This window comes from Streptomyces sp. NPDC005483 (genome assembly GCF_040606035.1).
GTDB lineage: Bacteria > Actinomycetota > Actinomycetes > Streptomycetales > Streptomycetaceae > Streptomyces.
In genome coordinates, this window is the sequence record NZ_JBEXEA010000024.1 from 1 (window position 1) to 25,971 (window position 25,971).

The window sequence follows — 25,971 nt, forward strand, 5'->3', positions numbered from 1 at the left end:
GCCGCGCGCGGCGGCGCGAGAGCTGGCGCGCCCGCGGTCCGGCCCGGCGCGCTGCTGCGGGCGCCCCCAGCCCGACCGGGTGGCGCGAGTCGCCGACGCCTGCGGTCCGGCCCGGCGCTCACTTCGGGCATCTCCGGGCCAGGCGCGGCGGCGCGAGGGACGGGCGCCCGCGGTCCGGCCCGGCGCTGCTGCGGGCGCCCCCAGCCCGACCGGGGCAGCGCGAGCAGCCGACGTCTGCGGTCCGGCGAGGCGTGCTTGGTGCGGGTATCTCCGGGCCGCGCGCGGCGGCGCGAGGGGCTGGCGTCCGCGGTCCGGCCGGGGCAACGCAAGAGGCTGGCGCCCGCGGCTCGACCTCGAGGCAGGACGAACGACTCGTGCCCCTGGCCCAACCCAGACCAACACGAGGACTGGCGCCCGCCGTTGCCTCGTAGGCAGCACAAGGAACTCCCGCCCACGAACCGGCCCGAAGCCAACCCGAACGACCCACACCCCCGACCCACCCAGGGGCAACACGAGAGCTGGCGTCCGCGGCTCGCCCTGAGGCGAGACAGACCACTCACGCCCCGCCCCAACCCCAGTCCCACCATGAGGGCTGGGGCCCGCCGTTCGCTGCGAAGGCAGCCCAAGAAGCTGCCGCCCACGAACCGGTCAAGCCAACCCGAACGCCCCCGCCCCCCGCCGAGACAGCCCGAACGACCCGCACCCCCGGCTCACGCCAGAGACAGCGCCCGTCCGCCGCACACCCGCGCTCCGAGGCCCCGAACCGCGGCCCGCCCCGCCCCGGCGGAGACGCCGCCCGCTCACCAGACCCGGCAGGACACGCCACGCGCGGCCACCCCGACCGTCGGACACCCCCGGCTCAGACCTTGACGCCCTTGGCGCGCAGGAAGGCGACCGGGTCGATGGCCGAGCCGTAGTTCGCGGTGGTGCGGATCTCGAAGTGCAGGTGCGGGCCGCTGGTGTTGCCGGTGTTGCCGGACAGGGCGATGCGCTGACCGGTCCTGACGACCTGGCCGACCTTGACCTTGATCCGGGAGAGGTGGGCGTACTGCGAGTACGTCCGTTCGCCGTTCTTGATCACGATGGCGTTGCCGTAGGCGGCACCGTCACCTGCGCCACCCGGACCCGCCTTGACGACGGTCCCGCCGTGCGCCGCGACGACGGTCGTACCGCTCGGCACCGCGAAGTCCTGCCCGCTGTGGGTGGACTGCCACATGGCCCCGGCCTGCGCGAAGCTCGCGCTGAGCTTGTACTTCTTCACCGGGTCGACCCAGGAGGCCGAGGAGGACGCGGCCGAGGCGACTCCGGCCCCCAGTACAGCCGACGCCCCGACGGACGCGGCTATGACGGCCACTCGGGTGCGGAGCAGGGACGTACGGGAAGAGCGGTGGGAGACGCGCTGGAACATTCGGAACCTCATGAAGCCGGGGACAGGAAACCACCCGGCACACGACGGCGACCGGATGGGGCATCCCTTGGTAACCCGGAGGGCCGAATACACCCAAACAGCACATCTACGACGGACTGTAGTAATAAGCCACAGTGAAACTCTCGGGAAGTCCGCCTATTTACCCGAATTACCCCCTCGATCTCACCACTATTCCTCCTAGTAATGGACAAATCGCCTGTGCGGCAAGTCACCGGCGGCCCCTCGGTAAAACCCACGCCATGTGATGCACGCCTCTAGCCTCCTACCAACCAGTAACCCTACGGTTCCCCTCGCGCCACCCTCGCCCCCGAACATGCACCAGACAACGGCATACGGACGTGAGAGGACCCCCACGAAAATGAGAAGCCGACGCCCCTGGGCGCGCCGCATAGCTGTAAGCACCGTCTCCGCAGCCGCACTCGTCGCCCTGGCCGTACCGGCCGAGGCCGCGACCACCAGCACGAGCGCTTCCACGACCGCCACGGCCGCCGCAGCGGACGTCGACTACGCGACCTGGCAGAGCGACTGCCAGGCCGTGATGGACCAGGCTCTCCCCTACCTGAAGACGCGTATCGCCACCCCCAAGCCCGGCGAGAAGCAGGCGATCGTCTTCGACGTCGACAACACCACCCTGGAGACGGACTTCGGCTTCAGCTACCCCTCGCCGGCCAACAAGCCCGTCCTGGACGTCGCGAAGTACGCCCAGGAGCACGGCGTGACCCTGTTCTTCGTGACCGCCCGCCCCGGCATCATCGCCTCGGCGACCGACTACAACCTCAAGCAGGTCGGCTACCAGGTGGGCGGCCTCTACGTCCGCAGCTTCATCGACCTGTTCAAGGACGTCGCCACCTACAAGACCGCCCAGCGCGTCGACATCGAGAACAAGGGCTACACGATCATCGCGAACATCGGCAACAGTGCCACCGACCTGTCGGGCGGCCACGCCGAGAAGACCTACAAACTCCCGGACTACGACGGCCAGCTGTCCTGACCTGCTCCCGTTGCGGAACGCGAGAGGGGCCGGTGCTCTGCGAGCACCGGCCCCTCTCGTCGGCCCTGTGGGCCGTGAGGCTTACGCCTCCTTGCTCAGGTTCGGTCCGGCACCGCCGGCCGCCTGCTCGATCGGCGGGACGTCGGGCAGTGCCGCCTTCTCCTCGCCGCGGAAGGTGAAGGTCTGGGTCTCGCCCTCGCCCTCCGTGTCGACGACCACGATGTGGCCGGGACGCAGCTCGCCGAAAAGGATCTTCTCCGACAGCGTGTCCTCGATCTCGCGCTGGATCGTGCGACGCAGCGGCCGCGCACCCAGCACCTGGTCGTACCCCTTCGTGGACAGCAGCTCCTTGGCGGACTGGGAGAGCTCGATGCCCATGTCCCGGTCCTTGAGGCGCTCGTCCACCTTGCCGATCATCAGGTCGACGATCTGGAGGATGTCGGCCTGGGTCAGCTGCGGGAAGACGACCACGTCGTCGACGCGGTTGAGGAACTCGGGCCGGAAGTGCTGCTTGAGCTCGTCCGAGACCTTGTTCTTCATGCGCTCGTAGTTGGTCTTCTTGTCGCCCGAGGCCGCGAAGCCCAGGTTGAAGCCCTTGGAGATGTCCCGGGTACCGAGGTTGGTCGTCATGATGATGACCGTGTTCTTGAAGTCCACGACCCGGCCCTGGGAGTCGGTCAGGCGACCGTCCTCCAGGATCTGCAGCAGCGAGTTGAAGATGTCCGGGTGGGCCTTCTCCACCTCGTCGAAGAGGACGACGGAGAACGGCTTGCGGCGGACCTTCTCGGTCAGCTGGCCGCCCTCTTCGTAGCCCACGTATCCGGGGGGCGAACCGAAGAGCCGCGAGACCGTGTGCTTCTCGCTGAACTCCGACATGTCGAGGGAGATCAGCGCGTCCTCGTCACCGAAGAGGAACTCGGCGAGCGCCTTGGACAGCTCGGTCTTACCGACACCGGACGGGCCGGCGAAGATGAACGAACCACCGGGACGCTTCGGGTCCTTCAGACCGGCACGCGTACGACGGATCGCCTTCGACAGCGCCTTGACGGCGTCGACCTGGCCGATGACCCGCTTGTGGAGCTCGTCCTCCATGCGCAGCAGACGCGAGGACTCCTCCTCGGTCAGCTTGAAGACCGGGATGCCGGTGGCGGTCGCGAGGACCTCGGCGATCAGCTCGCCGTCGACCTCGGCGACGACGTCCATGTCGCCGGCCTTCCACTCCTTCTCCCGCTTGGCCTTGGCGGCCAGGAGCTGCTTCTCCTTGTCACGGAGGGAGGCGGCCTTCTCGAAGTCCTGCGAGTCGATCGCGGACTCCTTGTCCCGGCGGACACCGGCGATCTTCTCGTCGAACTCGCGCAGGTCCGGCGGCGCGGTCATCCGGCGGATGCGCATCCGGGAACCGGCCTCGTCGATCAGGTCGATCGCCTTGTCCGGCAGGAAGCGGTCCGAGATGTACCGGTCGGCCAGGGTGGCGGCCTGGACGAGGGCCTCGTCCGTGATCGAGACACGGTGGTGGGCCTCGTACCGGTCGCGCAGACCCTTGAGGATCTCGATCGTGTGCGGCAGGGACGGCTCCGCGACCTGGATGGGCTGGAAGCGGCGCTCGAGGGCCGCGTCCTTCTCCAGGTGCTTGCGGTACTCGTCCAGCGTGGTCGCACCGATGGTCTGCAGCTCACCGCGGGCCAGCATCGGCTTCAGGATCGAAGCGGCGTCGATGGCGCCCTCGGCGGCACCCGCACCGACCAGCGTGTGCAGCTCGTCGATGAACAGGATGATGTCGCCGCGGGTGCGGATCTCCTTGAGGACCTTCTTCAGGCGCTCCTCGAAGTCACCGCGGTAGCGGGAGCCGGCGACCAGCGCGCCGAGGTCCAGGGTGTAGAGGTGCTTGTCCTTGAGGGTCTCGGGCACCTCGCCCTTGACGATGGCCTGGGCGAGGCCCTCGACGACGGCGGTCTTGCCGACGCCGGGCTCACCGATCAGGACCGGGTTGTTCTTGGTACGGCGGGACAGCACCTGCATGACCCGCTCGATCTCCTTCTCGCGCCCGATGACCGGGTCGAGCTTGGACTCACGAGCGGCCTGGGTGAGGTTCCGGCCGAACTGGTCGAGGACCAGGGACGTCGAGGGGGTGCCCTCGGCAGGCCCGCCGGCGGTGGCGGTCTCCTTGCCCTGGTAGCCGGAGAGCAGCTGGATGACCTGCTGCCGCACCCGGTTGAGATCTGCGCCCAGCTTGACCAGGACCTGGGCGGCGACGCCCTCGCCCTCACGGATCAGGCCGAGCAGGATGTGCTCCGTGCCGATGTAGTTGTGGCCCAGCTGAAGGGCCTCGCGGAGCGACAGCTCCAGGACCTTCTTGGCACGGGGGGTGAAGGGGATGTGCCCGGACGGGGCCTGCTGCCCCTGCCCGATGATCTCCTCCACCTGCTGGCGGACCGCCTCGAGCGAAATCCCGAGGCTCTCAAGGGCCTTGGCGGCGACACCCTCACCCTCGTGGATCAGGCCCAGGAGGATGTGCTCGGTGCCGATGTAGTTGTGGTTGAGCATCCGGGCTTCTTCCTGAGCCAGGACGACAACCCGCCGCGCGCGGTCGGTGAACCTCTCGAACATCGTTAATCGCTCCTCAGAGCGGTCAGGCAGTGGGGGGAACTTCCCCTCCCTGTCCTTCCGCAGCTTAGTCCCGCAAGCGGGGACCGCTCATTCCAACTGCCGACACCGTCGATGGCCTCCTGACCCCGAACGCCGACATCCTGTCCAACCCGATGGTGCGAGACGATGTTCCCGCAGGCCAGGCAGTTACCCCAGTCGCCAGTACGCCGATGGCGAACGTGAGACGGCCTTTCCTGCGTGTCGCCCCCTCCCACTAGGGATGTCTTACCCGCTCGAACCGACACTCCATGCCGTACGCCCCCCGTCCCTCCGCTACGGGCGAACAACCTTGTGCCACCCCGCACCCCCGCACGCCCCCTCGTTGTCCACTCTTCGCACACGTCGGTACACCCAGCGTAACTCTGGCGCCTTTCCGGCGGTTGCGCTTGGCATGGTCGCCAGCCACCCCCTTCTCACCACGGATCTCACCGCGGTCCCGCTCCCGCGGCGGCCGCTCGAGCGGGCCGCCGCCGGCGACGATCCGGTCCGCCGCTGGTACGAGAACGAACTGGGCTGGCCCACGGTGCCCGGGAGCGCCCTCGAATCTCCCCTACGGCTGCGCCTGGGTCTGCGTTTCGACGTCCTGGACGTCCCGGCCGAGGCAGGTCGGGCGGCCCTGCGCCACCTCGCGGGGGCCTCTCCGGTGGCGCTGCGAGGCGACCGCATGCGGTTCCTGGTGGCGGCGGGCAGCGCGGAGGAGCTGCCGGGCCTTCTGGAGTGGCTGGAGTGGGGCACGCTCGCGCTCGACCTGAGGGCGATCGGCACGGGCGGCGTGATGCGGGCACCACATCCGCCGGAGCCCGGGGTGGGCGGGATCGGAGGGGTGCCGTCGGGGCGGTCTGCGCGTCCGGGGACCGAAGAGGGCGAATCCGTCGCCCTGCCTTCCCTCCCGGAACCGGGGGACCTCACGCCCCGACCGTCGCCGAGGGAGGTGAGCCAGGCTGCCGGAAACCGGCGGCCTCTCGTCCTGGACCGCCCGGGCGCCCTGCAGGGGGCCGCCGTGTGGCTGCGGCCCCCCGAGCCTGGGTGCGAGGTCGAGGCCTCGCTGCCGACGATGTCGGCGCTGGGGGGCGGTGGGGGCGCCCCCGATCTCGTACGCGTCGTGAACACGGTGGCGACGCGGTGCCACCGGCTGCGGCTGCGGCGCGCTCGGCCATAGGCCTTCGCAGGCCCCGGCCCTCGTGGACCTTTCGATCAGGCGTTGGCCTTCTCGTAAGCCTCGCGAATGCTCGCCGGAACACGGCCGCGGTCATTGACCTCGTAACCGTTCTCCTTGGCCCAGGCGCGGATCTGAGCGGTGTCCTGACTGCCACCGGAAGCGGCCCGCGTCTTTCCGCGACCGCCCGAAGCACGGCCTCCGGTACGGCGACCGCCCTTCACATAAGGGTCGAGAAGGCCACGGAGCTTGTCCGCATTGGCGGTCGTGAGATCGATCTCGTACGTCTTGCCGTCCAACGCGAACGTGACGGTCTCGTCCGCCTCGCCGCCGTCGATGTCGTCGACAAGAAGGACCTGAACCTTCTGTGCCACCGGATTTCCTTTCATCCAATACTTGAGGGCCGGGGGTCTGCGGCGTCCGCCGTTTCGCCGTCCCCTGTTATATGCAGTACTGCAGTACGTCGGAAAGCAAACCGCTTTTGCTGAGAAAACACAAACCCTCGGGAGAGACCGACAGGGGCCGCCCCGTCCGGAAACGTGCGCGTTTCGGACATAGGGAACCTGGGCAGGACGAGCGCCGGAATCCTTGGTGATCACAGATGCAGAAGCATCCGGCTGTTGCCCAAGGTGTTCGGTTTCACTCGTTCGAGACCGAGGAACTCTGCCACGCCTTCGTCATAGGAACGCAGGAGCTCGGCGTAGACATCGGTGTCAACGGGCGTCTCACCGATCTCGACGAAGCCGTGCTTGCCGAAGAAGTCGACTTCGAAGGTGAGACAGAAAACGCGGCGAACACCGAGCCAGCGAGCCGTCTCCAACAACTTCTCCAGCAACTGATGCCCGACCCCGGCACCCTTCAGCCCGGGCTTCACGGCGAGAGTGCGCACTTCCGCGAGGTCTTCCCACATGACATGCAGGGCGCCGAAGCCGACCAGCTCGGCGTTGTCGTCACGCTCGGCGACCCAGAACTCCTGGATGTCCTCGTAAAGCGTCACCGTCGCTTTGTCGAGCAGGATGCGGTCGTGGACGTAGGAGTCAAGGAGCCGACGGATGCCGGCGACATCGCTGGTGCGGGCCCGCCGGACGGTGATGGCTTTTGCGGTGACTTCGGGGTTCTCGCTGGAGGGGCTCTTCGCGGACATGAGCGGACGCTATCGCCCGCCGTCCCGCGTTGCCGAGTCGGGGTTCTCCACGGTCGGCCCCCCGACGATCCGTACGGCGTCCTGGAGTGCCTGTCGTTGTTCCTCGCTCATCATGCCGAAGAAGGCGACGAGAGCGGCGGCCGGGTTGTCACTCTGGGACCAGGCGTCGTTCATCAGTGCGGCGGCGTAGGCGGCCCGGGTGGAGACCGCCTCATATCGATAGGCCCGACCTTCCGCCTCACGGCGCACCCAGCCCTTCTGATGGAGATTGTCCAAAACGGTCATCACCGTGGTGTACGCGATGGACCGTTCCTGCTGAAGGTCTTCCAGGACTTCTCGAACCGTGACCGGGCGGTTCCACTTCCACACCCGCGTCATGACCGCGTCTTCGAGTTCTCCCAATGGGCGAGGCACAGCTCAGCACAATAGTGGGAGATCCGGCTTTCGGCGTGACGGACGGGCCTTCCAACACCAAACAGCAACAAAAAGGGCGTACGACTCCGAAAGCGCGGTGGCTCGGGGAGTCGTACGCCGACGAGGGCGGGGCCGGTCAGTCGGCCTGCTTGGTCGCTTCCGCGCGCGCGAGGGCGGCGTCGACGGCCGCGTCCTCCTTGGCCTTGTTGGCCCCGCCCTGGGTCTTCACGATGACTCGGATCAGACCGATGAAGAACACGGCCATGACGACCGGGGGCACGAGCGCGGAGACGTAGTCCATGCGTCCAGAGTAGCCACGCGCGGACGGACAACTCGGGCGGGGTGCGGCCTGCCGGGCGTCAGCCCGCGGCCAGCTGCTGCGGCGGGGCCGGCTTGCGGCGCGGGAAGACCTCGCCCGGGGTGGGAATGGGGCGGGAGGGCTTCGGGGCGGCGGGGGAGGGTTTCTCCGCGGGTCTCACCGGGGGCTTGGCCGGCTCCTTCCGCGGTTCGCGCTGCGGCTGCTTGGCGTCCTGCTCCGCCGGCCCGCCAGGGGCGCTCCCGGAAAGGCCCCCGGGCAGCGCCAGGAGGCGCGTTCGGGAGGCCGGGACCACAGGGTCCGCGGCGGCACGCCGGGCGCCCGTGGTGCCCGCGAGACGGGTTCGCACGTCCCGTTCGGCCAGCACCTGGCAGCGGCTCAGCAGCAGCGCCGCGACGGGGTTGCCGCGCAGCGCCCGGAGCGCGGCGAGATCGTCGGGCCCGGGCCGGTACCCGGCACCCAGCGCCTCCTCCAGCAGCGTGAGGTAACCGGCGGCGGTGCCGGGCAGTGCGGCGCGGTACCGGGCGAGGTCGGCCACCAGGAAGGCGCGCAGCCGGGCGCCCTCACGTACCGCCTCGTCGAGGGACTCGGCGAGGCGGTGGCAGTCCTTGATGTCCTCGGCCGAGGACGGGGCGGGGTGAAGGGCGAGGGCGAGAGCGCGGCGGAGCACGCGCAGCTCCTCCACGCCGAACGCCATGCCGCCGCGGGATCCGTATGGCGTGGGCATGCGGCGACAGTACGCGCTAATCAGACAAACTCGGCATAACGGACGGGTGTGGCGCGGTCGGGGCCACACCAATGCCCCCTTCACGCATCCCGTTCCGGCAGGTCACATCCGCGACAGGTTGCGCTCGTACACCAGCCGCAGCCCCACCAGCGTCAGCCAGGGCTCGTGCTCGTCGATCACGGACGACTCCCCCAGCACCATCGGCGCAAGGCCGCCGGTGGCGATCACCGTCACGTCGTCCGGGTCCTCCGCGAGCTCCCGGGCCATCCGGCTCACCACGCCGTCGACCTGCCCGGCGAACCCGTACACGATCCCGGCCTGCATCGCCTCGACCGTGTTCTTCCCGATCACGCTCCGCGGCCGGGCCACCTCGACCTTCCGCAGCTGCGCCCCCTTCACCCCGAGCGCCTCCACGGAGATCTCGATACCGGGCGCGATGACCCCGCCGACGTACTCCCCGCGCGCGGACACGGCGTCGAACGTCGTCGCCGTGCCGAAGTCCACGACGATCGCGGGCCCGCCGAACAGCTCGACGGCCGCCACCGCGTTGATGATCCGGTCCGCGCCGACCTCCTTGGGGTTGTCGGTGAGGATCGGCACCCCCGTCTTCACGCCGGGCTCGACCAGCACGGCCGGCACGTCGCCGTAGTAGCGCCGCGTCACCTCGCGCAGCTCGTGCAGCACGGACGGCACGGTCGCGCAGATCGCGATCCCGTCGATGCCGTCGCCCAGTTCGTCCCCGAGGAGCGGGTGCATGCCCATCAGGCCCTGGAGCAGCACCGCCAGCTCGTCGGCCGTGCGGCGGGCGTCCGTGGAGATCCGCCAGTGCTCGACGATGTCCTCGCCGTCGAACAGGCCGAGGACGGTGTGCGTGTTGCCTACGTCGATCGTGAGGAGCATCGCGACTACTCCGCCTCGCGCAGGTCGAGGCCGATGTCGAGGATCGGCGAGGAGTGGGTGAGCGCGCCGACGGCGAGGTAGTCGACCCCGGTGCCGGCGTACGCGCGCGCGTTGTCCAGTGTCAGCCGCCCTGAGGCCTCCAGCGCGGCCCGCCCGTGCACCAGGGCGACGGCCTCCTCGCACTCGCCGGGCGTGAAGTTGTCCAGCAGGATCAGATCGGCGCCCGCGTCCACGACCTCCCGCAGCTGGTGCAGGGTGTCGACCTCGACCTCGATCGGCACCTCCGGGAACGCCTCCCGGACGGCCTTGAACGCCTGCGCGACGCCACCTGCGGCGACCACGTGGTTGTCCTTGACCAGCGCCGCGTCGGACAGCGACATCCGGTGGTTGACCCCGCCCCCGCACCGCACCGCGAACTTCTCCAGCGACCTGAGCCCGGGAGTCGTCTTCCGCGTGTCCCGCACGCGTGCCTTGGTGCCTTCCAGTGCGTCCGCCCACGCGCGCGTGGCGGTCGCGATGCCGGAGAGCCGGCACAGCAGGTTCAGCGCGCTGCGCTCGGCGGTGAGGAGGTCACGCGTGCGCGTGGTGACCGACAGGAGCTTCTGTCCCGCCTCCACCCGGTCGCCGTCCTCGACGTGCCGCTCCACCTCGAACTCGTCCTCGCAGACCACCGAGACGACCGCCTCGGCGACCCTGAGGCCGGCCACGACGCCCGCCTCGCGCGCGACGAAGTCGGCGGTGGCGACGGCGTCCTCGGGGATGGTCGCGACGGTCGTCACGTCCACGCCGTGGTCCAGGTCCTCCTGGATGGCGACATTGGCGATGTCCTCGACCTCCACGGGGTCGAGCCCGGCGTCGGCCAGGAGCTGCGCGAGCGCCGGGTCGAGCCCGCACTCCAGGTACTCGTCGTCGCCGATGCCGGCGTCCGCGCCACAGGCACAGCCGTCGCCGCAGCCGCCGGACGAGGCGAGGGGAAGATCGTCGGTGCTCACTGCTGTCACTGCTCCTGGAGGTGCTGCCGGGTCGGGGGGAAGTCTGCGGTATCGGTGGTGTGTACGGCGAGGGTCCGGTCGGGATTCAGTCGTACGACGATGTGGCGGCGCCACGCCTCGTCGTCCCGGTCGGGTTCGTCCTCGCGCCAGTGGCAGCCGCGCGTCTCCTCGCGCAGCAGGGCCGCGGCGGCCAGGACACGGGCCACGCACAGGAGGTTGGTGGCCTCCCAGGTGTCGACGCCGGGCTCGGCCGTCTTGCCGTTCTCGTCGAGGGCGTCGCGGGCGTCGGTGTGCAGCCGGTGCAGGGCGTCGGCCGCGCCGGCCAGGGACGCGGCCGAGCGCAGCACGCCCGCGCCGCGCGTCATGATGCGCTGGATCGCGAACCGGGCCTCGGGGGCGAGCAGGGGGTGGGCGGGCGTCTCGGGGTGCTCGACGGGCACCGGCACGCGCGCGTGGAGGCCGTTCGCCTTCTGCACCGCCGCGATGTCGGCCACGATGCGCTCGGCGTAGACCAGGCCTTCAAGGAGCGAGTTGGAGGCGAGCCGGTTCGCGCCGTGCACACCGGTGCAGGCGACCTCGCCGCACGCGTACAGGCCCGGGACGGTCGTACGGCCCCGGGAGTCGGTGCGCACGCCGCCGGAGGCGTAGTGGGCGGCCGGTGCGATCGGGATGGGCTCGGTGACCGGGTCGATGCCGTGGGCGCGGCAGGCGGCGAGGATGGTCGGGAAGCGGTGCTCCCACATCTCGGCGCCGAAGTGCCGGGCGTCGAGGAACATGTGCTCGGCGTCCCGCTCCTGCATGCGGCGCGTGATGCCCTTGGCGACGATGTCACGGGGCGCCAGTTCGGCCAGTTCGTGCTGGCCGACCATGAAGCGCACGCCGTCGGCGTCGACCAGGTGGGCGCCCTCGCCGCGTACGGCCTCGGAGACCAGCGGCTGCTGTCCCTCCGCGTCCGGGCCGAGGAACAGCACCGTGGGGTGGAACTGCACGAACTCCAGGTCGCTGACCTCGGCGCCCGCGCGCAGGGCGAGCGCCACGCCGTCACCGGTGGACACGGACGGGTTGGTGGTCGCGGAGAACACCTGGCCCATGCCACCGGTCGCGAGGACGACCGCTGGGGCGTGCACGGCGCCCACGCCGTCGTGCTGGCCCTCGCCCATGACGTGCAGGGTGACGCCCGCCGTACGGCCGTCGGCGTCGGTCAACAGGTCGAGGACGAGCGCGTTCTCGATCGTGCGCAGTCCCCGCGCGCGGACGGCCTCGACGAGCGCCCGGGAGATCTCCGCGCCGGTCGCGTCGCCGCCCGCGTGCGCGATCCGGCGCCGGTGGTGGCCACCCTCGCGGGTGAGCTCCAGGTCGCCCGCCTCGGACTCGTCGAAGTGCGCGCCGGTCGCGATCAGGCGGCGCACGGCGTCGGGTCCCTCGGTGACGAGGATCCGGACGGCCTCCTCGTCGCACAGGCCCACGCCCGCGACCAGCGTGTCCTCCAGGTGCTGTTCGGGGGTGTCGCCCTCGCCCAGGGCGGCGGCGATGCCGCCCTGCGCCCAGCGGGTGGAGCCGTCGTCGAGGCGGGCCTTGGTGACGACGACGGTCCTGAGGCCCTCGGCCTCGCACCGCAGGGCCGCGGTGAGGCCGGCGACGCCGGAGCCGACGACCACGACGTCCGCGTCGATGGACCACCCGGGCGCGGGTGCGTGCAGTCGTATGCCTGTGCTGGTCACGAGGCGGCTCCGAAGGTCAGGGGGATGTTGTCGATCAGCCGGGTCGTCCCCACCCGGGCGGCGACGGCGAGGACGGCCTCGCCGGTGAAGTCGTCCTCGATCTCGGTGAAGTCGGACGGGTCGACAAGGGCGAGGTAGTCCAGGGTGAGCGGCGGGTCCTGGCGCGCGGCGTCGTCCAGGATCAGGCGGGCGGCCGCGCGGACGGCCGAGGGGGCACCCGGCAGGGCTTTGGCGACGGCGTGCGCGTCGGCGGCCGCGCGGGACTCGCCGAGGGCGCTCAGCGCCTCGGCACGCGCGTGCGTGGCGGGCACTTCGCGGGCCCGCGCGCGCAGCGCCTCCTGGGCCGCGTGCCGGTCGCGGCCCGCGAACAGGGCGCGGGAGAGCGCGAGGGCCGTGCGCCGTTCCCTGGGCTTGAGGTAGCGGTTGCGGCTGGAGAGGGCCAGGCCGTCGTCCTCGCGCACGGTGGGCACGCCGACGATCTCGACGCCGAAGTTCAGGTCGCGCACCATCCGGCGGATCAGGGCGAGCTGCTGGGCGTCCTTCTGGCCGTAGAGGGCGATGTCGGGGCGGGTGAGGTGGAGCAGCTTGGCGACGACGGTGAGCATGCCGTCGAAGTGGCCGGGGCGCGAGGCGCCCTCCAGGAGTTCACCCATCGGGCCGGCGCTGATGCGCACCTGGGGCTCGCCGCCGGGGTAGACCTCGTCGACGGAGGGCGCGAAGACGGCGTCCGCGCCGGCGTCCTCGGCGATCTTGAGGTCGGCGTCCAGGGTGCGGGGGTAGCGGTCGAGGTCCTCGCCCGCGCCGAACTGGAGGGGGTTCACGAAGACGGTGACGACGACCTCGCCGTCCGCCCCGGCGATCTCGCGCGCGGTGCGGATCAGGGTGGCGTGGCCCTCGTGCAGGGCGCCCATGGTCATCACGACGGCCCGGCGGCCCACGCGCGTGCGTGCGTGCAGTTCGCCGGCGGTGCGCAGCAGGGTCGTGGTCATCGGGCGTCTCCCTCGGCGCCGTCGGTCCCGGTGGCGAGTACCCCGAGGAGGTCCTCGGCGAGCTCCGGCTTCAGCAGTCCGTGGGCGAGCGCCCGGTCGGCGGTCGCGCGGGCCATCGCAAGATAGCCCGCGACGGTCTGCGGGGCGTGCTCGCGCAGTTCCGTGATGTGCGCGGCGACGGTGCCGGCGTCCCCGCGCGCGACGGGGCCGGTGAGGGCCGCGTCGCCGGAGCGCAGGGCGTTGTCCAGGGCGGCGCCGAGCAGGGGGCCGAGCATCCGGTCGGGGGCCTCGACGCCGGCCGAGCGCAGCAGCTCCATGGCCTGGGCGACCAGGGTGACCAGGTGGTTGGCGCCGAGGGCGAGGGCCGCGTGGTACAGCGGGCGCTTGTTCTCCTCGATCCACTCGGGCTCGCCGCCCATCTCGATGACGAGGGCCTCGGCGGCCAGCCGCAGTTCCTCGGGGGCGGTGACGCCGAAGGAGCAGCCGGCGAGGCGCTGGACGTCCACGGGGGTGCCCGTGAACGTCATCGCCGGGTGCAGGGCCAGCGGCAGCGCGCCCGCGCGCAGGGCGGGGTCCAGCACCTTCGCGCCGTAGCGCCCGGAGGTGTGCACGAGCAGCTGCCCCGGCCGCACGGCACCGGTCTCGGCGAGACCCTCGACGAGGCCGGGCAGGGTGTCGTCGGGGACGGTCAGCAGCACCAGGTCGGCGCGTTGCAGGACGTCCGCGGGGGTGACGAGCGGGACGTCCGGGAGCATCAGGGCGGCCCGTCGCCGGGAGGCGTCGGAGACCCCGGAGACGGCCACCGGGCGGTGCCCGGCGAGCTGGAGGGACGCGGCGAGCGTCGGCCCCACCCGGCCGGCGCCGACGACGCCGACGGTGAGCCGCGCGGGGCGGTCCTTGTTGTCTGGCTGTTGGGCTGTACTCACGCGACGGCGGCCTTCCCGTTCCAGTCCGCATCTGGGTACCGGACGATTTCTCGTCATGTTAACGCGATCGGTTCGAGGGGCGTCCGGTTGTCCACAGGCTGTGGGTTTCCGTGGATCGCGCGTGCGGAAATCGGCGTGCCCGTGTCCGGGGGCGCGCGAGATGATCCGCGCATGAGTGACACAGCGGAGCAGAGCGCCGGGCAGACGGCGGACGAGGGACGACCGGAGCAGGTCACGGAGGGGGAGGAGCAGACGGAGCAGCTCACGGAGGAGGAACGGCTCCTGCGACGCCGCGCCCGGCGCATCAGCGCCTATCGGAGCGCGGAGCGCACGCTGGCGCGACTGGGGCTACTCGCGCCCCTCCGTGAGCGCTTGGCCTCGCTCGACGGGGCCGACACGCTCTACGACCTCGACGAGTCGACCGACCTCTACGGCAACGGCATCGTCGCCGCCCTGGAGGAGAAGGTCGCGGGTCTCCTCGGCAAGGAGGCCGCCGCTTTCTTCCCGACCGGCACGATGGCCCAGCAGGTGGCGCTGCGCTGCTGGGCGGGCCGCACCGGAAACCCCACCGTCGCCCTGCACTCCCTGGCCCACCCCGAGGTGCACGAGCGCGACGCCTTCCGGGAGGTCTCCGGTCTGCGTCCGGTCCAGGTGACGAGCGAACCGCGGCAGCCCACGGCCGACGAGATACGCGGCTTCGCGGAGCCGTTCGGGGCGCTGATGCTGGAACTGCCCCTCAGGGACGCCGGTTACGTGCTGCCCACCTGGGAGGAGCTCACCGAACTCGTGGAGGCCGCGCGAGAGCGGGACGCGGTGGTGCACTTCGACGGAGCCCGTCTGTGGGAGACCACCGTCCACCTCGGCCGTCCCCTGGCCGAGATCGCGGACCTCGCGGACAGCGTCTACGTGTCGTTCTACAAGTCCTTCGATGCCTTCGGCGGTGCCGCGCTCGCGGGCCCCAGGAGCCTGATCGAGGAGGCGAAGACCTGGCGGCACCGGTACGGCGGCGCGGTCTTCCAGCAGTTCCCGACCATCCTGTCGGCCCTCGCCGGACTGGAACACGAACTGCCCAGGCTGCCCGAGTACGTGACCCACGCGCGCGTGGTGGCCGCCGCGCTGCGTGAGGGGTTCGCCCAGGCGGGGGTGGCGTGGGCGCGGGTCCACCCCGAGGTGCCGCACACCTTCGACTTCCAGGTCTGGCTGCCGTACGGCGTCGACGAGCTCTCCGAGGCGGCGATCCGGCAGTCGGAGGAGACGGGGACGGCCCTGTTCAGCAACGCCTGGGACGAGAAGGGTCCGGGCCTGTCCATGACCGAGGTCAACGTCCGTGCCGCCGCCCTGGAGTGGACGGCGGCCGACGTGAGGGCGGCGGCCGTCGACTTCGTCGCCCGGCTGCGGGAGGTCAGCGGCTAGGGAGCCGGCAGCGGGACGGGCCTGCCCGTGCAGCCGCCGGGACAGCGTGTGCCGTACCGGCGCCCGGGCGCGCCGCCCCGCAAGGGCCCGCACGGAACCGGCGGTACTCGCGCAGTTTGCGCAGGACCCGCACATCGTGGGCGCCGGGCGCGGCCACGGCGGTGGCGTCGCGTCGATTGACGGCCCCTGCCAATCGAGGGCGGCGTTGTCAGTGGCGGAGTGCACCAGAGGTCATGAGTGTGCGCATCGACATCGCGGGGCTGCGGCCGGAGAGGGTCGCCGTCGTGCCCTCGCCCCTGGCAGAGCTCGGCATGGCGCTGCACGCACTGGCCGAACCGGGTCACCATCCGGGACTCCAGGCCTGGGTGACGGGCGTGACGGCCCGGCTCGACCCGCATCTGGCCGACCGGATGTGCGAGGCGGACTTCCTGTGGCGCACGACGTTCTCGGACCTGTTCCTGCCGTTCGCCGGCGTCGCGGGCCGGACCACGCTCCCCGGGGCCTGCATCGCCGAGGACCTGGACCTGCTCGACAAGCTGACGGACGAGCAGTTCGTTGACGCGGCCCTGGAGTTCACCTGCGCGCTGCCGTACAACTCGCACGGCCCGAGCGTGCTCTCCGACCGTGCGCTGCACCGGCGTGCCCTGGAGCTGGCCGCGTCGCGCGGACCGCGACAGGTGCGCTTCGCCGAGCGGCTGCTGGCCGACCCGCCGCGCATCCGGTCCTGGTTCCGGCAGTTCGTGGCGGACTGCGACGAGGCGTTCTTCGCGGACACCTGGTCGCGGCTGCGCCACCAGCTCGCGGCGGACGCCCGCCACAAGACGGACCTGCTGCGCCGCAAGGGCCTCGCGGAGGCGCTGACCGCGGTGTCGCCCGCGGTCACTCTCGACGAAGCAGCGGGCCGCATCACGGTCGACAAGCTGGGCATCGGACACTGCGCCACCGCGGAGGGCGGTCTGCTGCTGATCCCGACGAGCATGGGCTGGCCGCACCTGAGCGTCCTGCACCGGTACGGCTGGCAGCCCGCCCTGCACTACCCGGTGGCCTCTCCCGAGCTCGCCTCCCCGCCCTCGGTCGAGCAGCTGGCCCTGCGGCTGACCGCGCTCTCCCATCCCGTCCGGATGCGCCTGTGCCGGCATCTGGCCCGCAGCGCCCACACCACCAGCGAGCTCGCCCAGGTGCAGGGCATGACCGCCCCGGAGATATCCCGGCACCTGGGCGTCCTGAAGAAGGCGGGCCTGATCACCACCCGCCGCCGCGGCCGGTATGTCCTGCACCAGCTGGACGTCACCGTGGTGGCGCGGCTGGGCAGCGACTTCCTTGAAGGGATCTTGAGGTAGCCCCTGCCCGGGCTCTGTCCTTCCGGACCCTGGCCTTCCAGCCCTGGCCTTCCGGGCCCCGCCTCAGCCCTGCCCGCCCGCGCGCACCAGCCCGGTCTCGTAGGCGAGGACCACCACCTGCACCCGGTCCCTGAGGCCCAGCTTGGTCAGGATCCGGCCGACATGGGTCTTCACCGTCGCCTCCGACAGCACCAACCGGGCCGCGATCTCGCCGTTGGACAGCCCCTGCGCGACCAGCACCATGACCTCGCGCTCGCGGCCGGTCAGCCGCTCCAGCTCCTTGTGCTGGGGCTCCTTGCCGGTGGCGGGCAGCATGGGCGCGAACCGGTCCAGCAGGCGCCGTGTCGTCGAGGGGGCGACCACGGCGTCACCGCTGTGCACCGAGCGGATCGCGGTGAGCAGCTCGCCGGGGGGCACGTCCTTGAGCATGAAGCCGGAGGCGCCCGCCTTCAGCCCGGAGAAGGCGTACTCGTCGAGGTCGAAGGTGGTCAGGATCAGCACCTTCGGCGGCTCGGGTTCCGAGCAGATGCGGCGGGTGGTCTCCACACCGTCGAGCTTCGGCATCCGGACGTCCATCAGGACCACGTCCACGGCGGTCGAGCGCAGCACCTGGAGGGCTTCCACACCGTCCCCCGCCTCCGCGACGACCTCCATGTCCGGCTGGGCTGCGAGCACCATCCGGAACCCGGTGCGCAGCAGCACCTGGTCGTCGACGAGCATCACGCGGATCGTCATCGGGCCTCTTCCGTTTCCTCGGGGTCGTACGGCATGTCGCCAGGGGGCGTGACAGGTGTCAACAGGGGGCGCGCGTCGGTGTCAATGCGCTGGTTTGAGCGGCAGCAGCGCACTGATCCGGAATCCTCCGCCGGGGCGGGGGCCCGCGTCCAGGGTGCCGCCGACCATGCCGACCCGCTCGCGCATGCCGATCAGGCCGTGGCCCGCGCCGTCGGCGCCGCCCTCCTCGTACAGCTCGTGCGGGGCGCCCTTGCCGTCGTCCTCGACGAGCAGGCCGAGGCCGTCGTCGAAGTAGACCAGGCGCACGCTCGCACCGGCGTTCGGGCCGCCGTGCTTGCGCGTGTTGGTGAGCGCCTCCTGCACGATGCGGTACGCCGTGAGCTCGACGCCGCTGGGCAGCGGGCGCGCGGTGCCCTCGACCTTGAAGTCGACGGGGAGCCCGGAGCCGCGGCACTGCTCGACGAGGTCCTCGATCTGCTCGACGTCGGGCTGCGGCACGTACTCACCGCCCTCCTGGTGCTCACCGGTGCGCAGCACGCCCAGCAGGCGGCGCATCTCGGCGAGGGCCTGGCGGCCGGTGGAGGAGATGGTCTCCAGGGCCTTCTTGGCCTGATCGGGCGCGGCGTCCAGGACATAGGCGGCGCCGTCGGCCTGAACCACCATGACGGACACGTTGTGCGCGACGACGTCGTGCAGCTCGCGGGCGATCCGGGCCCGCTCGGCGGCGACGGCGACCTTGGCCTGTGCCTCGCGCTCCTTCTCCAGGCGGGCGTTGCGCTCCTCCAGCTGCGCGAAGTAGGCGCGGCGGGTGCGGATCGAGTCGCCGAGCACCCAGGCCAGGGCGAACGGCACCGTCTGGAAGATCATGATCGCGACATTGCCGAGCACGCCGGAGTGCTCGTTCGGCCAGCGCAGCTGCGCCACGGGGGCGGCGCACAGGCCGATCGTCAGCGCCATCCGGGAGGCCCAGCGGGCGCCGGTGGCGGCCACCGTGTAGACGATCACCAGGAAGGCGAAGTCGGCGGTCGTGGTCTCCACGTCCAGCGCCAGCTGCACCACGCCGAGCCCGATGGCCAGCAGCAGCATCCACTCCGGCATGCGCCTGCGCAGCGCCACGACCAGGCACAGCAGCAGGACGACGGGAATGATCGCCAGCGGGGACTTCGTCCCCTGGGACTCCCCCCGGGCGGTCTCGCTCGCGAGCGAGATCCCGAACAGGATGACGGCCCAGAAGACGTCGACCCCTGTCGGGTGTCTGCGGAGGAAGTCATAGAGGCGCTGCACGTAACCCAGCGTAGGGAAGCGTGATGTGTGCAGGGGTCAACCGGAGGACCGATCCGTACCGTCCGCGCGTACTCCCCAAGGTGGAGGCCCCGTTCCCCGGTGCGCCTAGCCTGACCGCGTGACCAATGACACGACGGGCGACTGGACGAGTTGGCGGCCCGCCGCGGAGGCCGCCCTCTACGGCCCGGACGGCTTCTACCGCAGGCCGGAGGGGCCCGCCGGGCACTTCCGCACGTCCGTGCACGCCTCCTCGTTGTTCGCCGAGGCCGTGGCCCGGCTGCTGTGCCGCCTCGACGAGGCGCTGGGCCGGCCCGCCCGGCTCGACTTCGTCGACATGGCTGCGGGCCGGGGCGAGTTGGCCACCGGCGTCCTCGCCGCGCTGCCCGCGGAAGTGAACGCCCGCACGCGCGTGTACGCCGTCGAGGTAGCCGGCCGCCCCGCCGCCCTCGATCACCGGATCGAGTGGCTGCCCGAGCCGCCGAAGGACATCACCGGGCTGCTGTTCGCCAACGAATGGCTGGACAACGTACCCGTGGAGGTCGCCGAGACGGACTCCTCGGGCCTGCCGCGACGGGTTCTCGTACGGCGCGACGGTCGCGAACGTCTCGGGGAGCAGGTCGCCGGTGCGGAGGCCGGGTGGCTGGCCCGGTGGTGGCCGCTGCCGGCCGAGGAGGGACTGCGGGCCGAGATCGGCCTGCCCCGGGACGAGGCGTGGGCGTCGGCGGTCGCGACGGTCGGGCGGGGGCTCGCGGTCGCCGTCGACTACGCGCACACGGCGTCCGCGCGCCCGCTCTTCGGGACGCTCACCGGCTTCCGTGAGGGGCGCGAGTGCGCACCCGTTCCGGACGGGTCGTGCGACCTCACGGCCCATGTGGCGCTGGACGCGTGCGCGCTCCCCGGAGGGCGCGTGCTGCTCCAACGCGATGCCCTACGCGCCCTGGGCATCACAGGCGCACGCCCCCCGCTCTCGCTGGCATCGACGCGACCCGCGGAGTACGTACGGGCGCTCGCGCGCGCCGGAGAGGCCGCCGAACTCACCGCGCCGGGCGGCCTCGGCGACTTCGGCTGGCTGCTCCAGCCCGTCGGCGTGGACGGGCTACTTGTCGATGTCCCCGACCACGAAGAACAGTGACCCCAGGATCGCCACCATGTCCGCGACCAGCGTGCCCGGCAGCAGTTCGACCAGCGCCTGGATGTTGTTGTACGACGCCGAGCGCAGCTTCAGCCGGTACGGGGTCTTCTCGCCCTTGCTGACGAGGTAGTAGCCGTTGATGCCGAGCGGGTTCTCGGTCCACGCGTACGTGTGCCCCTCGGGCGCCTTGAGGACCTTGGGGAGCCGCTGGTTGATCGGTCCGGGTTCGAGTTCCGCGAGCCGGTCCAGGCAGGCGTCGGCGAGATCGAGGGCGTTGTGGGTCTGCTCCAGGAGGACCTCGAAGCGGGCCAGGCAGTCGCCCTCCTGGCGGGTCACCACCTTCAGGGTGTCCTGGAGCTCTCCGTAGGCGAGGTACGGCTCGTCGCGGCGCAGGTCGAAGTCGACGCCCGAGGCACGCGCGACGGGCCCGCTGACGCCGTACGCGTGGACGGTCTCCGGGGCGAGAACGCCGACATCCCTGGTACGACCCCGGAAGATCTCGTTGCCGAGCACCAGGTCGTCGAAGCGGTCCATGCGCGAGCGCACGGCGGAGACAGCGGCACGCGCGCGCGTGGCCCAGCCGGCCGGCAGGTCCTCCTTGAGGCCGCCGACGCGGTTGAACATGTAGTGCATCCGGCCGCCGGAGACCTCCTCCATCACGTTCTGAAGGACCTCCCGCTCCCGGAACGCGTAGAAGACGGGGGTGATGCCGCCGAGCTCCAGCGGATACGAGCCCAGGAACATCAGGTGGTTCAGCACCCGGTTCAGCTCGGCGAGCAGCGTGCGCGTCCACACCGCGCGCGTGGGGACCTCCATGCCGAGCATCCGCTCCACGGCGAGGACCACGCCCAGCTCGTTGGAGAACGCCGACAGCCAGTCGTGGCGGTTGGCGAGCATGATGATCTGGCGGTAGTCGCGCGCCTCGAAGAGCTTCTCGGCGCCGCGGTGCATGTAGCCGATCACCGGCTCCGCGCTCATGATGCGCTCGCCGTCCAGGACCAGCCTCAGACGCAGCACGCCGTGGGTGGACGGGTGCTGCGGTCCGATGTTGAGCACCATGTCGGTGCTCTCCGCGGCGCCGCCGATGCCGACCGTGGTCTCCGTCGTAGGAGTCATGGACACAGTCTCTCCTACGTACGCTGGCCCTATGGAGACGGGGAGCGGGCAGGACACTGAGGTCGCGGGCGACGAACCGGTGTGGACCGGGCTGCCACCGGGCCTGCTGCGGATGCGGCGGTTGTTGCTGGTGGTGTATCTGGGACTGCTCGCGGTGGGCCTGGGAGTGCTCCTGGGGCTTCTGTGCGGGCCCGGCTGGGCGGCGTTCGCGCTGGTGCCGCTCGCCCTCATGGGCTGGGGCTGGGTGGTGCTCGGCCGCAACTGGCGCTCCTGGCGCTACGCCGAGCGCGCCGACGACCTCCTGATCAGCCGGGGCGTGCTGTGGCGCGAGGAGACCGTCGTGCCCTACGGCCGGATGCAGCTGGTGGAGGTCACCTCCGGGCCGGTGGAGCGGCACTTCGGGCTGGCCAGCGTGCAGCTGCACACCGCCGCCGCGGCGAGTGACGCGACCATCCCCGGCCTCGACCCGGCCGAGGCGGAGCGGCTGCGCGACCGGCTCACCGAACTCGGCGAGGCCCGATCGGCGGGCCTGTGACGACGCCGGGCGTCGACGACGCCGTACAGGAGAAGCCGGAGAAGGAACCCGTCGCCGAGCAGCGGCTGCATCCGATAACGCCGCTCAGGCGGGCGTGGGCGCCGGTCGCCGTCGTCATCGGGTGGGCCGTGCACGACCCCGACCAGGCGCAGCGCCAGCTGACCCGGCTGACGACCACCGCCCTGCTGATCGCCCTCGCCGTCATCATCCCGGCCGCCGCCCTGTACGGCTTTCTCACCTGGTGGTTCACCCACTTCGCGGTGACCGACTCCGAACTGCGCATACGGACCGGCCTGTTGTTCCGGCGCACCGCGCACATCCGCCTGGAGCGGATCCAGGCGATCGACGTCACCCAGCCGCTCCTCGCGCGCGTGGCGGGCGTCGCGAAGCTCCGGCTGGACGTCGTCGGCACCGACAAGAAGGACGAACTGGCCTTCCTCGGGGAGCGCGAGGCGCGGGCCCTGCGCGCCGAACTCCTCGCGCGCGCCGCCGGGTTCGCCCCCGAGACCGCGCACGAGGCCGGCGAGGCTCCGGCGCGCGAGCTGCTCCGCACGCCCCCGCGCGACCTCGCGCTCTCCCTCGTGCTGACGGGCGCCACCTGGGGCGCGCTGGTCGCCGCCCTCGTCGTACCGCCGCTGCTGTGGATGGCCACCCACAGCCTGTGGACGGTCCTCGCGACCGCCGTGCCGCTGCTCGGCGCGGCGGGGGCGAGCAGTGTGGGGCGGTTCGTCTCCGAGTACGACTGGACGGTGGGCGAGTCCCCGGACGGACTGCGCATCGACCACGGCCTCCTGGACCGCACCCACGAGACGGTGCCGCCGGGGCGGGTCCAGACCGTACGGATCGTGGAGCCGCTGCTGTGGCGCCGGCGCGGCTGGGTACGGGTCGAGCTGGACGTCGCCGGGTCGTCCAACTCCGTGCTGGTGCCGGTCGCTCCGCGCGAGGCGGCCGAGGCGGTCGTCGCGCGCGTGCTGCCCGGGGTGACCGTGCCGCCGCTGTCGGCGCTGTCGCGGCCCCCGCGGCGGGCCGGGCGGTGCATACCCGTGTGGTGGCGCGGCCACGGACTCGCCGTCACCGACGCCGTGTTCGCCTCCCGACGGGGGCTGCTGCGCCGGAGCCTGGCGCTCGTCCCGCACGCGAAGGTCCAGAGCGTACGGCTCTCGCAGGGGCCCTGGGAGCGCCTGTGGCGGGTCGCCGACGTGCATGTGGACACGGGAGCGAACAAGACCGTCACGGCCCGCCTGCGGGACGCTCAGGAGGCCGCGGAGCTGCTCGGGGCGCAGGCGGAGAGGTCGCGCACGGGACGGAAAGGGGCACGGCCCGACCGCTGGATGGTCTGACCGTGCCCCTCGCGAGCAGCTGTACGTCCGTCAGGAGACCGCGCTGCGCAGTCCCTGCAGGTTGATCTGTTCCGTCTCGTCGTGGGCCGTCAGGTCGATGACCTGGCCGACGCCCCGCGACTCCTCGTCGGCCGGCTTGAACTCCGCCTCCGACTCGGCCTTGTGCAGGGCGAGGGCCTCCTGGCCGACGACGTCGGCGAGGTCCTCGTTCTGCACGGCCTCCAGGGCGTCCCGCGAGGCCCCCGACTTGGTGCCGAAGAAGTCGAACCCGCCCTCGACCCGCGGGCGCCGCACGGGAGCCGTGGGCACGACCGCCACCGCGGTCGGCGCGATGAAGTGCCCGGCGGGCCGCTGCTGCGGCTGGGCGGCCCTCACCGTGGTGCCGGCGGCCGCGCGCTCATGCCCGTCGACCGCCTCGGGCTTCCCCCGCGCCTCGTCCTCCTGCGCGGCCTCCGCCTCGGTGCCGGCGGTGTCCGCCGCGGCGGAAGGGGCCTTCGCCGACTCGCCCTTGGGCTCGACCTTGACCGCCGACCTGGGCTCACCCTCGGCCGCCGACCTGGCCTCCGCCCCGACCTCTGCCCTGACCTCTGTCCTGCCCAGAGCCTCGACCTCGGCCGGGGTCTCCGTCCTCGTGCGCCCGTCCCCGTCCCCGTCCCCGCCGTCGCCCTCGTCGAGCCGCTTCAGCGCCGCGTTCGCCCGCAGGAACAACCGCGACCCCTCCGGGGAGAAGATCGCAGGCCGCTCCGGCTTCTCCTCAGAAGCCTCCGCGGCCTCAGAAGCCTCCGCGGCCTCGGCCTCGGTCCCTGCCTCGACTTCGGCCTCGGTCTCGGGTCCGTCCTCGGCAGCCACCGCCACGGCCTCCGCCTCGGTCCGCTGCGCCGGTGGCAGCTCACGCGCCGGGGCGGCCTCTATCTCCAGCAGCCGGCGGCCCTCCAGGGCGCTCGCCCGCTCCGTCTCCGCCGTGGCGTACCGCCGCAGCAGCGCCGCGTGTTCGTTGCGCAGGCCCGCCAACTCGGTGCGCTTGGCCCGCAGCCGCTGCTCCAGCTTGACGCGCAGCTCCCGCGACTCCTCGAGGTCGGTCTCGAGTTCGGCGACGCGCTCCTCGTGCCGCCACTCGTCGCTCGCACGCGCGCGCGTGAGGTCGGCGACCTGCTTGCCCGCCTGCGCGTCCCAACGGCGCATGACGGCCGCCCCGACGACCGCGACAGCCGCGGCGAAGGCGGCTATCACGCGCAGCACGGCCTGCTGCGAGAACACCCAGGGGCCGAAGGCACAGACGAGGGAGACGCCTGCGATCGCCGACGGAGGCAGCAGCCTGTGCAAAGGCGGGGAATGGCGGTGACGTCCACGTGGCATGGCCAGAAACTTACCGCGAGTAGGCGAACCGTGGTGCCCCGCCCCGTAAAAACACAGCCACCCCGTGACCTTCACCCGACATCAGGAATCGGAGCCGCCGCCGAATTCGGCGTATTGATCACTCATCGATCACTCACCGACCGCTCGACGCCACTCAGCCGCCCGCTGACCCACTCCAAGGTGGCAGGGATCTCCCGCCGCCAGGTGTTGAAGTTGTGACCGCCGCTTTCGAGGATGATCGACGAGATCCGTGTCGTTTCCGTCGCCTTCACCCGCTCTATGAACCTCAACGTGTCCTTGTAGTTCGACTCGCCCACCTTGCTGCTGCTGACGAGCAGTGAGGTGTCGGGCGCGGGCAGGTGTCTGAGGCACCACCACAGGTTCGCGCGGTCGCGCAGCGCCTTGTCGCCGTGGAACAGATCCCCCGTGGTGGCGTCGACGGGCGCCTTGTAGTACGGGGACAGGCCCGCCCCCGCGGCGTACACCGCGGGGTGGTGCATGGCGAGCTTCAGCGCGCAGTAACCGCCCGTGGAGTCCCCGATGATTCCCCAGCTCCCCGGTCCCCTGCCCACCCTGTAGTGCTCGGCCACCGCTTCCGGGAGGTCCTTCGAGAAGAACGCCTCGGTCTGCGGACCGCCCGGAACGTCCGCGCACTCGGTGTCCCGCGGCGGCGCCACCGTCGGCCGCATCATCACCAGGATCATCGGTCGCATACGGCCACTCCTGGTGAGTTCCAGAGCCGTGCGCGGATAGTGGAGTTTGTCCACCAGCGCTCGCGCGGTGCCCGGATAACCGGTGAGCACGACGGACGCGGGGAAGGTGCGCTTTCGATAGCGCTCCTGGAAATACTCCGGCGGGAGATAGACGTACGCGGGGCTGGCGATGTGAGACGTGGGGCCGACTATGTCGACCTTCTGGACCTGCCCGGCCGACGACGGCCGAAATCCGCCCCTGCCGGGCACGTCCCCGATCTCGGTCACCCTCAGAGGCCCGCTCGACCGCTTGCCCGGGGTGTGGTCGACCACCACACCCTGGTCGGTCTCCCGCCCGAACAGGTCGGCCCAGGAGGCGTAGAACCCGTAGGCCTGGTTGGCGGCGAGTCCCACCGACGCGAAGATCAGGAACTGCGTCCCGAGCAGCAGCCCGATACGTCCGCTGACGGACCGCCAGCCGCGGCGTGCCAGCCGCGGCCAGAGCCACACCGTGCCGGCGAACAGCGCCACGGCGGACAGGACCGCCGGCACCAGCGTGTTGTTGCTCGTGAGACCCATTGCTTGCTTTCGCTTTCCTCGGCCTTTGAAACGGCTTTGAGGAGATGAGTGAACCTCTCCTCACGAGACACCGTCCTAGAGGGCGCAATGTCGCCGGA

At 71.4% G+C, this 25,971-nt stretch carries 24 protein-coding genes; 7 read left to right on the top strand and 17 right to left on the bottom strand.

Annotated elements, in window-relative coordinates; translation table 11 throughout:
- Positions 1-859 precede the first annotated feature (859 nt).
- Entirely contained in the window at positions 860-1,408 is a 549-nt protein-coding gene (locus ABZT06_RS35330; protein WP_355750811.1) for a M23 family metallopeptidase, read from the bottom strand.
- A 379-nt stretch (positions 1,409-1,787) separates the two neighbouring features.
- On the opposite strand from ABZT06_RS35330, the gene ABZT06_RS35335 reads away from it, so the two are divergent.
- Complete coding sequence (locus ABZT06_RS35335; RefSeq protein ID WP_355750556.1) at positions 1,788-2,420, top strand: HAD family acid phosphatase; 633 nt, start codon at positions 1,788-1,790, stop codon at positions 2,418-2,420.
- An 81-nt stretch (positions 2,421-2,501) separates the two neighbouring features.
- Here the strand turns inward: ABZT06_RS35335 and ABZT06_RS35340 are convergent, their stop codons facing one another.
- Positions 2,502-5,027 carry an ATP-dependent Clp protease ATP-binding subunit gene (locus tag ABZT06_RS35340; RefSeq protein WP_057612449.1) on the bottom strand — a complete coding sequence of 842 codons (2,526 nt, stop codon included), beginning with the start codon at positions 5,025-5,027 and terminating at the stop codon, positions 2,502-2,504.
- A 430-nt stretch (positions 5,028-5,457) separates the two neighbouring features.
- Here ABZT06_RS35340 and ABZT06_RS35345 point away from each other — a divergent pair, with 430 nt between their 5' ends.
- Positions 5,458-6,225: an SCO3374 family protein gene (locus ABZT06_RS35345; protein WP_355750559.1), complete on the top strand. Its 768-nt coding sequence runs from the start codon at positions 5,458-5,460 to the stop codon at positions 6,223-6,225.
- 35 nt (positions 6,226-6,260) lie between these two features.
- Here ABZT06_RS35345 and ABZT06_RS35350 read toward each other — a convergent pair whose 3' ends face one another.
- The 10 genes from ABZT06_RS35350 to ABZT06_RS35395 all read right to left on the bottom strand — a co-directional run bounded on the left by ABZT06_RS35350 (position 6,261) and on the right by ABZT06_RS35395 (position 14,351).
- Entirely contained in the window at positions 6,261-6,596 is a 336-nt protein-coding gene (locus ABZT06_RS35350; protein WP_007383771.1) for an Lsr2 family protein, read from the bottom strand.
- A 221-nt stretch (positions 6,597-6,817) separates the two neighbouring features.
- On the bottom strand, positions 6,818-7,366 hold the full coding sequence (locus tag ABZT06_RS35355) for an amino-acid N-acetyltransferase (RefSeq protein WP_355750562.1): 549 nt from the start codon (positions 7,364-7,366) through the stop codon (positions 6,818-6,820).
- Between the two features lie 9 nt (positions 7,367-7,375).
- Positions 7,376-7,768, bottom strand: a complete 393-nt coding sequence (locus ABZT06_RS35360) for a BlaI/MecI/CopY family transcriptional regulator (RefSeq protein ID WP_123762293.1) — start codon at positions 7,766-7,768, stop codon at positions 7,376-7,378.
- Between the two features lie 148 nt (positions 7,769-7,916).
- A complete protein-coding gene (locus ABZT06_RS35365) occupies positions 7,917-8,081 on the bottom strand; it encodes a hypothetical protein (protein WP_020122549.1) in 165 nt (54 codons plus the stop codon).
- A gap of 58 nt (positions 8,082-8,139) precedes the next feature.
- Positions 8,140-8,793 carry a hypothetical protein gene (locus tag ABZT06_RS35370; RefSeq protein WP_355750814.1) on the bottom strand — a complete coding sequence of 218 codons (654 nt, stop codon included), beginning with the start codon at positions 8,791-8,793 and terminating at the stop codon, positions 8,140-8,142.
- 132 nt (positions 8,794-8,925) lie between these two features.
- Complete coding sequence (locus ABZT06_RS35375; protein WP_355750567.1) at positions 8,926-9,723, bottom strand: type III pantothenate kinase; 798 nt, start codon at positions 9,721-9,723, stop codon at positions 8,926-8,928.
- A gap of 5 nt (positions 9,724-9,728) precedes the next feature.
- A complete protein-coding gene (nadC, locus tag ABZT06_RS35380; RefSeq protein ID WP_355750570.1) occupies positions 9,729-10,715 on the bottom strand; it encodes a carboxylating nicotinate-nucleotide diphosphorylase in 987 nt (328 codons plus the stop codon).
- A gap of 5 nt (positions 10,716-10,720) precedes the next feature.
- Entirely contained in the window at positions 10,721-12,436 is a 1,716-nt protein-coding gene (locus ABZT06_RS35385) for an L-aspartate oxidase (RefSeq protein WP_355750573.1), read from the bottom strand.
- On the bottom strand, positions 12,433-13,425 hold the full coding sequence (panC, locus tag ABZT06_RS35390) for a pantoate--beta-alanine ligase (protein WP_355750576.1): 993 nt from the start codon (positions 13,423-13,425) through the stop codon (positions 12,433-12,435). Before panC ends, ABZT06_RS35385 begins: the two co-directional genes overlap by 4 nt.
- A complete protein-coding gene (locus tag ABZT06_RS35395; RefSeq protein ID WP_355750579.1) occupies positions 13,422-14,351 on the bottom strand; it encodes a DUF2520 domain-containing protein in 930 nt (309 codons plus the stop codon). The genes panC and ABZT06_RS35395 overlap by 4 nt, the downstream gene beginning before the upstream one ends.
- A 171-nt stretch (positions 14,352-14,522) precedes the next feature.
- Between ABZT06_RS35395 and ABZT06_RS35400 the strand changes: the two genes are divergently transcribed.
- Together ABZT06_RS35400 and ABZT06_RS35405 are read left to right on the top strand one after the other, a co-directional pair.
- The gene (locus ABZT06_RS35400; RefSeq protein ID WP_355750582.1) at positions 14,523-15,764 is read left to right on the top strand and encodes a beta-eliminating lyase-related protein; all 1,242 of its coding nucleotides are present in this window, start codon (positions 14,523-14,525) and stop codon (positions 15,762-15,764) included.
- A gap of 233 nt (positions 15,765-15,997) precedes the next feature.
- Positions 15,998-17,104 (top strand): DUF5937 family protein, encoded by a 1,107-nt coding sequence (locus ABZT06_RS35405; protein WP_355750584.1) that lies wholly within the window; start codon positions 15,998-16,000, stop codon positions 17,102-17,104.
- 63 nt (positions 17,105-17,167) lie between these two features.
- Here ABZT06_RS35405 and ABZT06_RS35410 read toward each other — a convergent pair whose 3' ends face one another.
- Entirely contained in the window at positions 17,168-17,839 is a 672-nt protein-coding gene (locus ABZT06_RS35410; protein ID WP_355750587.1) for a response regulator transcription factor, read from the bottom strand.
- Between the two features lie 81 nt (positions 17,840-17,920).
- Positions 17,921-19,123 (bottom strand): sensor histidine kinase, encoded by a 1,203-nt coding sequence (locus ABZT06_RS35415; protein ID WP_355750590.1) that lies wholly within the window; start codon positions 19,121-19,123, stop codon positions 17,921-17,923.
- 118 nt (positions 19,124-19,241) lie between these two features.
- On the opposite strand from ABZT06_RS35415, the gene ABZT06_RS35420 reads away from it, so the two are divergent.
- Complete coding sequence (locus ABZT06_RS35420) at positions 19,242-20,255, top strand: SAM-dependent methyltransferase (protein WP_355750593.1); 1,014 nt, start codon at positions 19,242-19,244, stop codon at positions 20,253-20,255.
- On the opposite strand, the gene ABZT06_RS35425 is transcribed toward ABZT06_RS35420, so the two are convergent.
- Positions 20,220-21,371 (bottom strand): NADH-quinone oxidoreductase subunit D, encoded by a 1,152-nt coding sequence (locus tag ABZT06_RS35425; RefSeq protein WP_355750596.1) that lies wholly within the window; start codon positions 21,369-21,371, stop codon positions 20,220-20,222. The genes ABZT06_RS35420 and ABZT06_RS35425 overlap by 36 nt on opposite strands.
- 31 nt (positions 21,372-21,402) lie before the next feature.
- Here ABZT06_RS35425 and ABZT06_RS35430 point away from each other — a divergent pair, with 31 nt between their 5' ends.
- A complete protein-coding gene (locus tag ABZT06_RS35430) occupies positions 21,403-21,906 on the top strand; it encodes a PH domain-containing protein (RefSeq protein ID WP_355750598.1) in 504 nt (167 codons plus the stop codon).
- Positions 21,903-23,246, top strand: coding sequence for a PH domain-containing protein (locus ABZT06_RS35435; protein WP_355750601.1), 1,344 nt, complete (start codon positions 21,903-21,905; stop codon positions 23,244-23,246). Before ABZT06_RS35430 ends, ABZT06_RS35435 begins: the two co-directional genes overlap by 4 nt.
- Before the next feature lie 30 nt (positions 23,247-23,276).
- Here ABZT06_RS35435 and ABZT06_RS35440 read toward each other — a convergent pair whose 3' ends face one another.
- Both ABZT06_RS35440 and ABZT06_RS35445 read right to left on the bottom strand, forming a co-directional pair.
- Positions 23,277-24,602, bottom strand: coding sequence for a hypothetical protein (locus ABZT06_RS35440; protein ID WP_355750604.1), 1,326 nt, complete (start codon positions 24,600-24,602; stop codon positions 23,277-23,279).
- A 122-nt stretch (positions 24,603-24,724) separates the two neighbouring features.
- Positions 24,725-25,873: an alpha/beta hydrolase-fold protein gene (locus ABZT06_RS35445; RefSeq protein WP_355750607.1), complete on the bottom strand. Its 1,149-nt coding sequence runs from the start codon at positions 25,871-25,873 to the stop codon at positions 24,725-24,727.
- Positions 25,874-25,971 lie beyond the last annotated feature (98 nt).

Bases quoted from the DNA above. Each gene is read 5' to 3' on its own strand.
- ABZT06_RS35445 (WP_355750607.1), bottom strand. From the start codon at position 25,873: ATGGGTCTCACGAGCAACAACACGCTGGTGCCGGCGGTCCTGTCCGCC.
- ABZT06_RS35370 (WP_355750814.1), bottom strand. From the start codon at position 8,793: ATGGCGTTCGGCGTGGAGGAGCTGCGCGTGCTCCGCCGCGCTCTCGCC.
- ABZT06_RS35430 (WP_355750598.1), top strand. From the start codon at position 21,403: ATGGAGACGGGGAGCGGGCAGGACACTGAGGTCGCGGGCGACGAACCG.
- panC (WP_355750576.1), bottom strand. From the start codon at position 13,425: ATGACCACGACCCTGCTGCGCACCGCCGGCGAACTGCACGCACGCACG.
- ABZT06_RS35355 (WP_355750562.1), bottom strand. From the start codon at position 7,366: ATGTCCGCGAAGAGCCCCTCCAGCGAGAACCCCGAAGTCACCGCAAAA.
- ABZT06_RS35365 (WP_020122549.1), bottom strand. From the start codon at position 8,081: ATGGACTACGTCTCCGCGCTCGTGCCCCCGGTCGTCATGGCCGTGTTC.
- ABZT06_RS35375 (WP_355750567.1), bottom strand. From the start codon at position 9,723: ATGCTCCTCACGATCGACGTAGGCAACACGCACACCGTCCTCGGCCTG.
- ABZT06_RS35345 (WP_355750559.1), top strand. From the start codon at position 5,458: ATGGTCGCCAGCCACCCCCTTCTCACCACGGATCTCACCGCGGTCCCG.
- ABZT06_RS35400 (WP_355750582.1), top strand. From the start codon at position 14,523: ATGAGTGACACAGCGGAGCAGAGCGCCGGGCAGACGGCGGACGAGGGA.
- ABZT06_RS35425 (WP_355750596.1), bottom strand. From the start codon at position 21,371: ATGACTCCTACGACGGAGACCACGGTCGGCATCGGCGGCGCCGCGGAG.
- ABZT06_RS35335 (WP_355750556.1), top strand. From the start codon at position 1,788: ATGAGAAGCCGACGCCCCTGGGCGCGCCGCATAGCTGTAAGCACCGTC.
- ABZT06_RS35330 (WP_355750811.1), bottom strand. From the start codon at position 1,408: ATGTTCCAGCGCGTCTCCCACCGCTCTTCCCGTACGTCCCTGCTCCGC.
- ABZT06_RS35340 (WP_057612449.1), bottom strand. From the start codon at position 5,027: ATGTTCGAGAGGTTCACCGACCGCGCGCGGCGGGTTGTCGTCCTGGCT.
- ABZT06_RS35405 (WP_355750584.1), top strand. From the start codon at position 15,998: ATGAGTGTGCGCATCGACATCGCGGGGCTGCGGCCGGAGAGGGTCGCC.
- ABZT06_RS35440 (WP_355750604.1), bottom strand. From the start codon at position 24,602: ATGCCACGTGGACGTCACCGCCATTCCCCGCCTTTGCACAGGCTGCTG.
- ABZT06_RS35410 (WP_355750587.1), bottom strand. From the start codon at position 17,839: ATGACGATCCGCGTGATGCTCGTCGACGACCAGGTGCTGCTGCGCACC.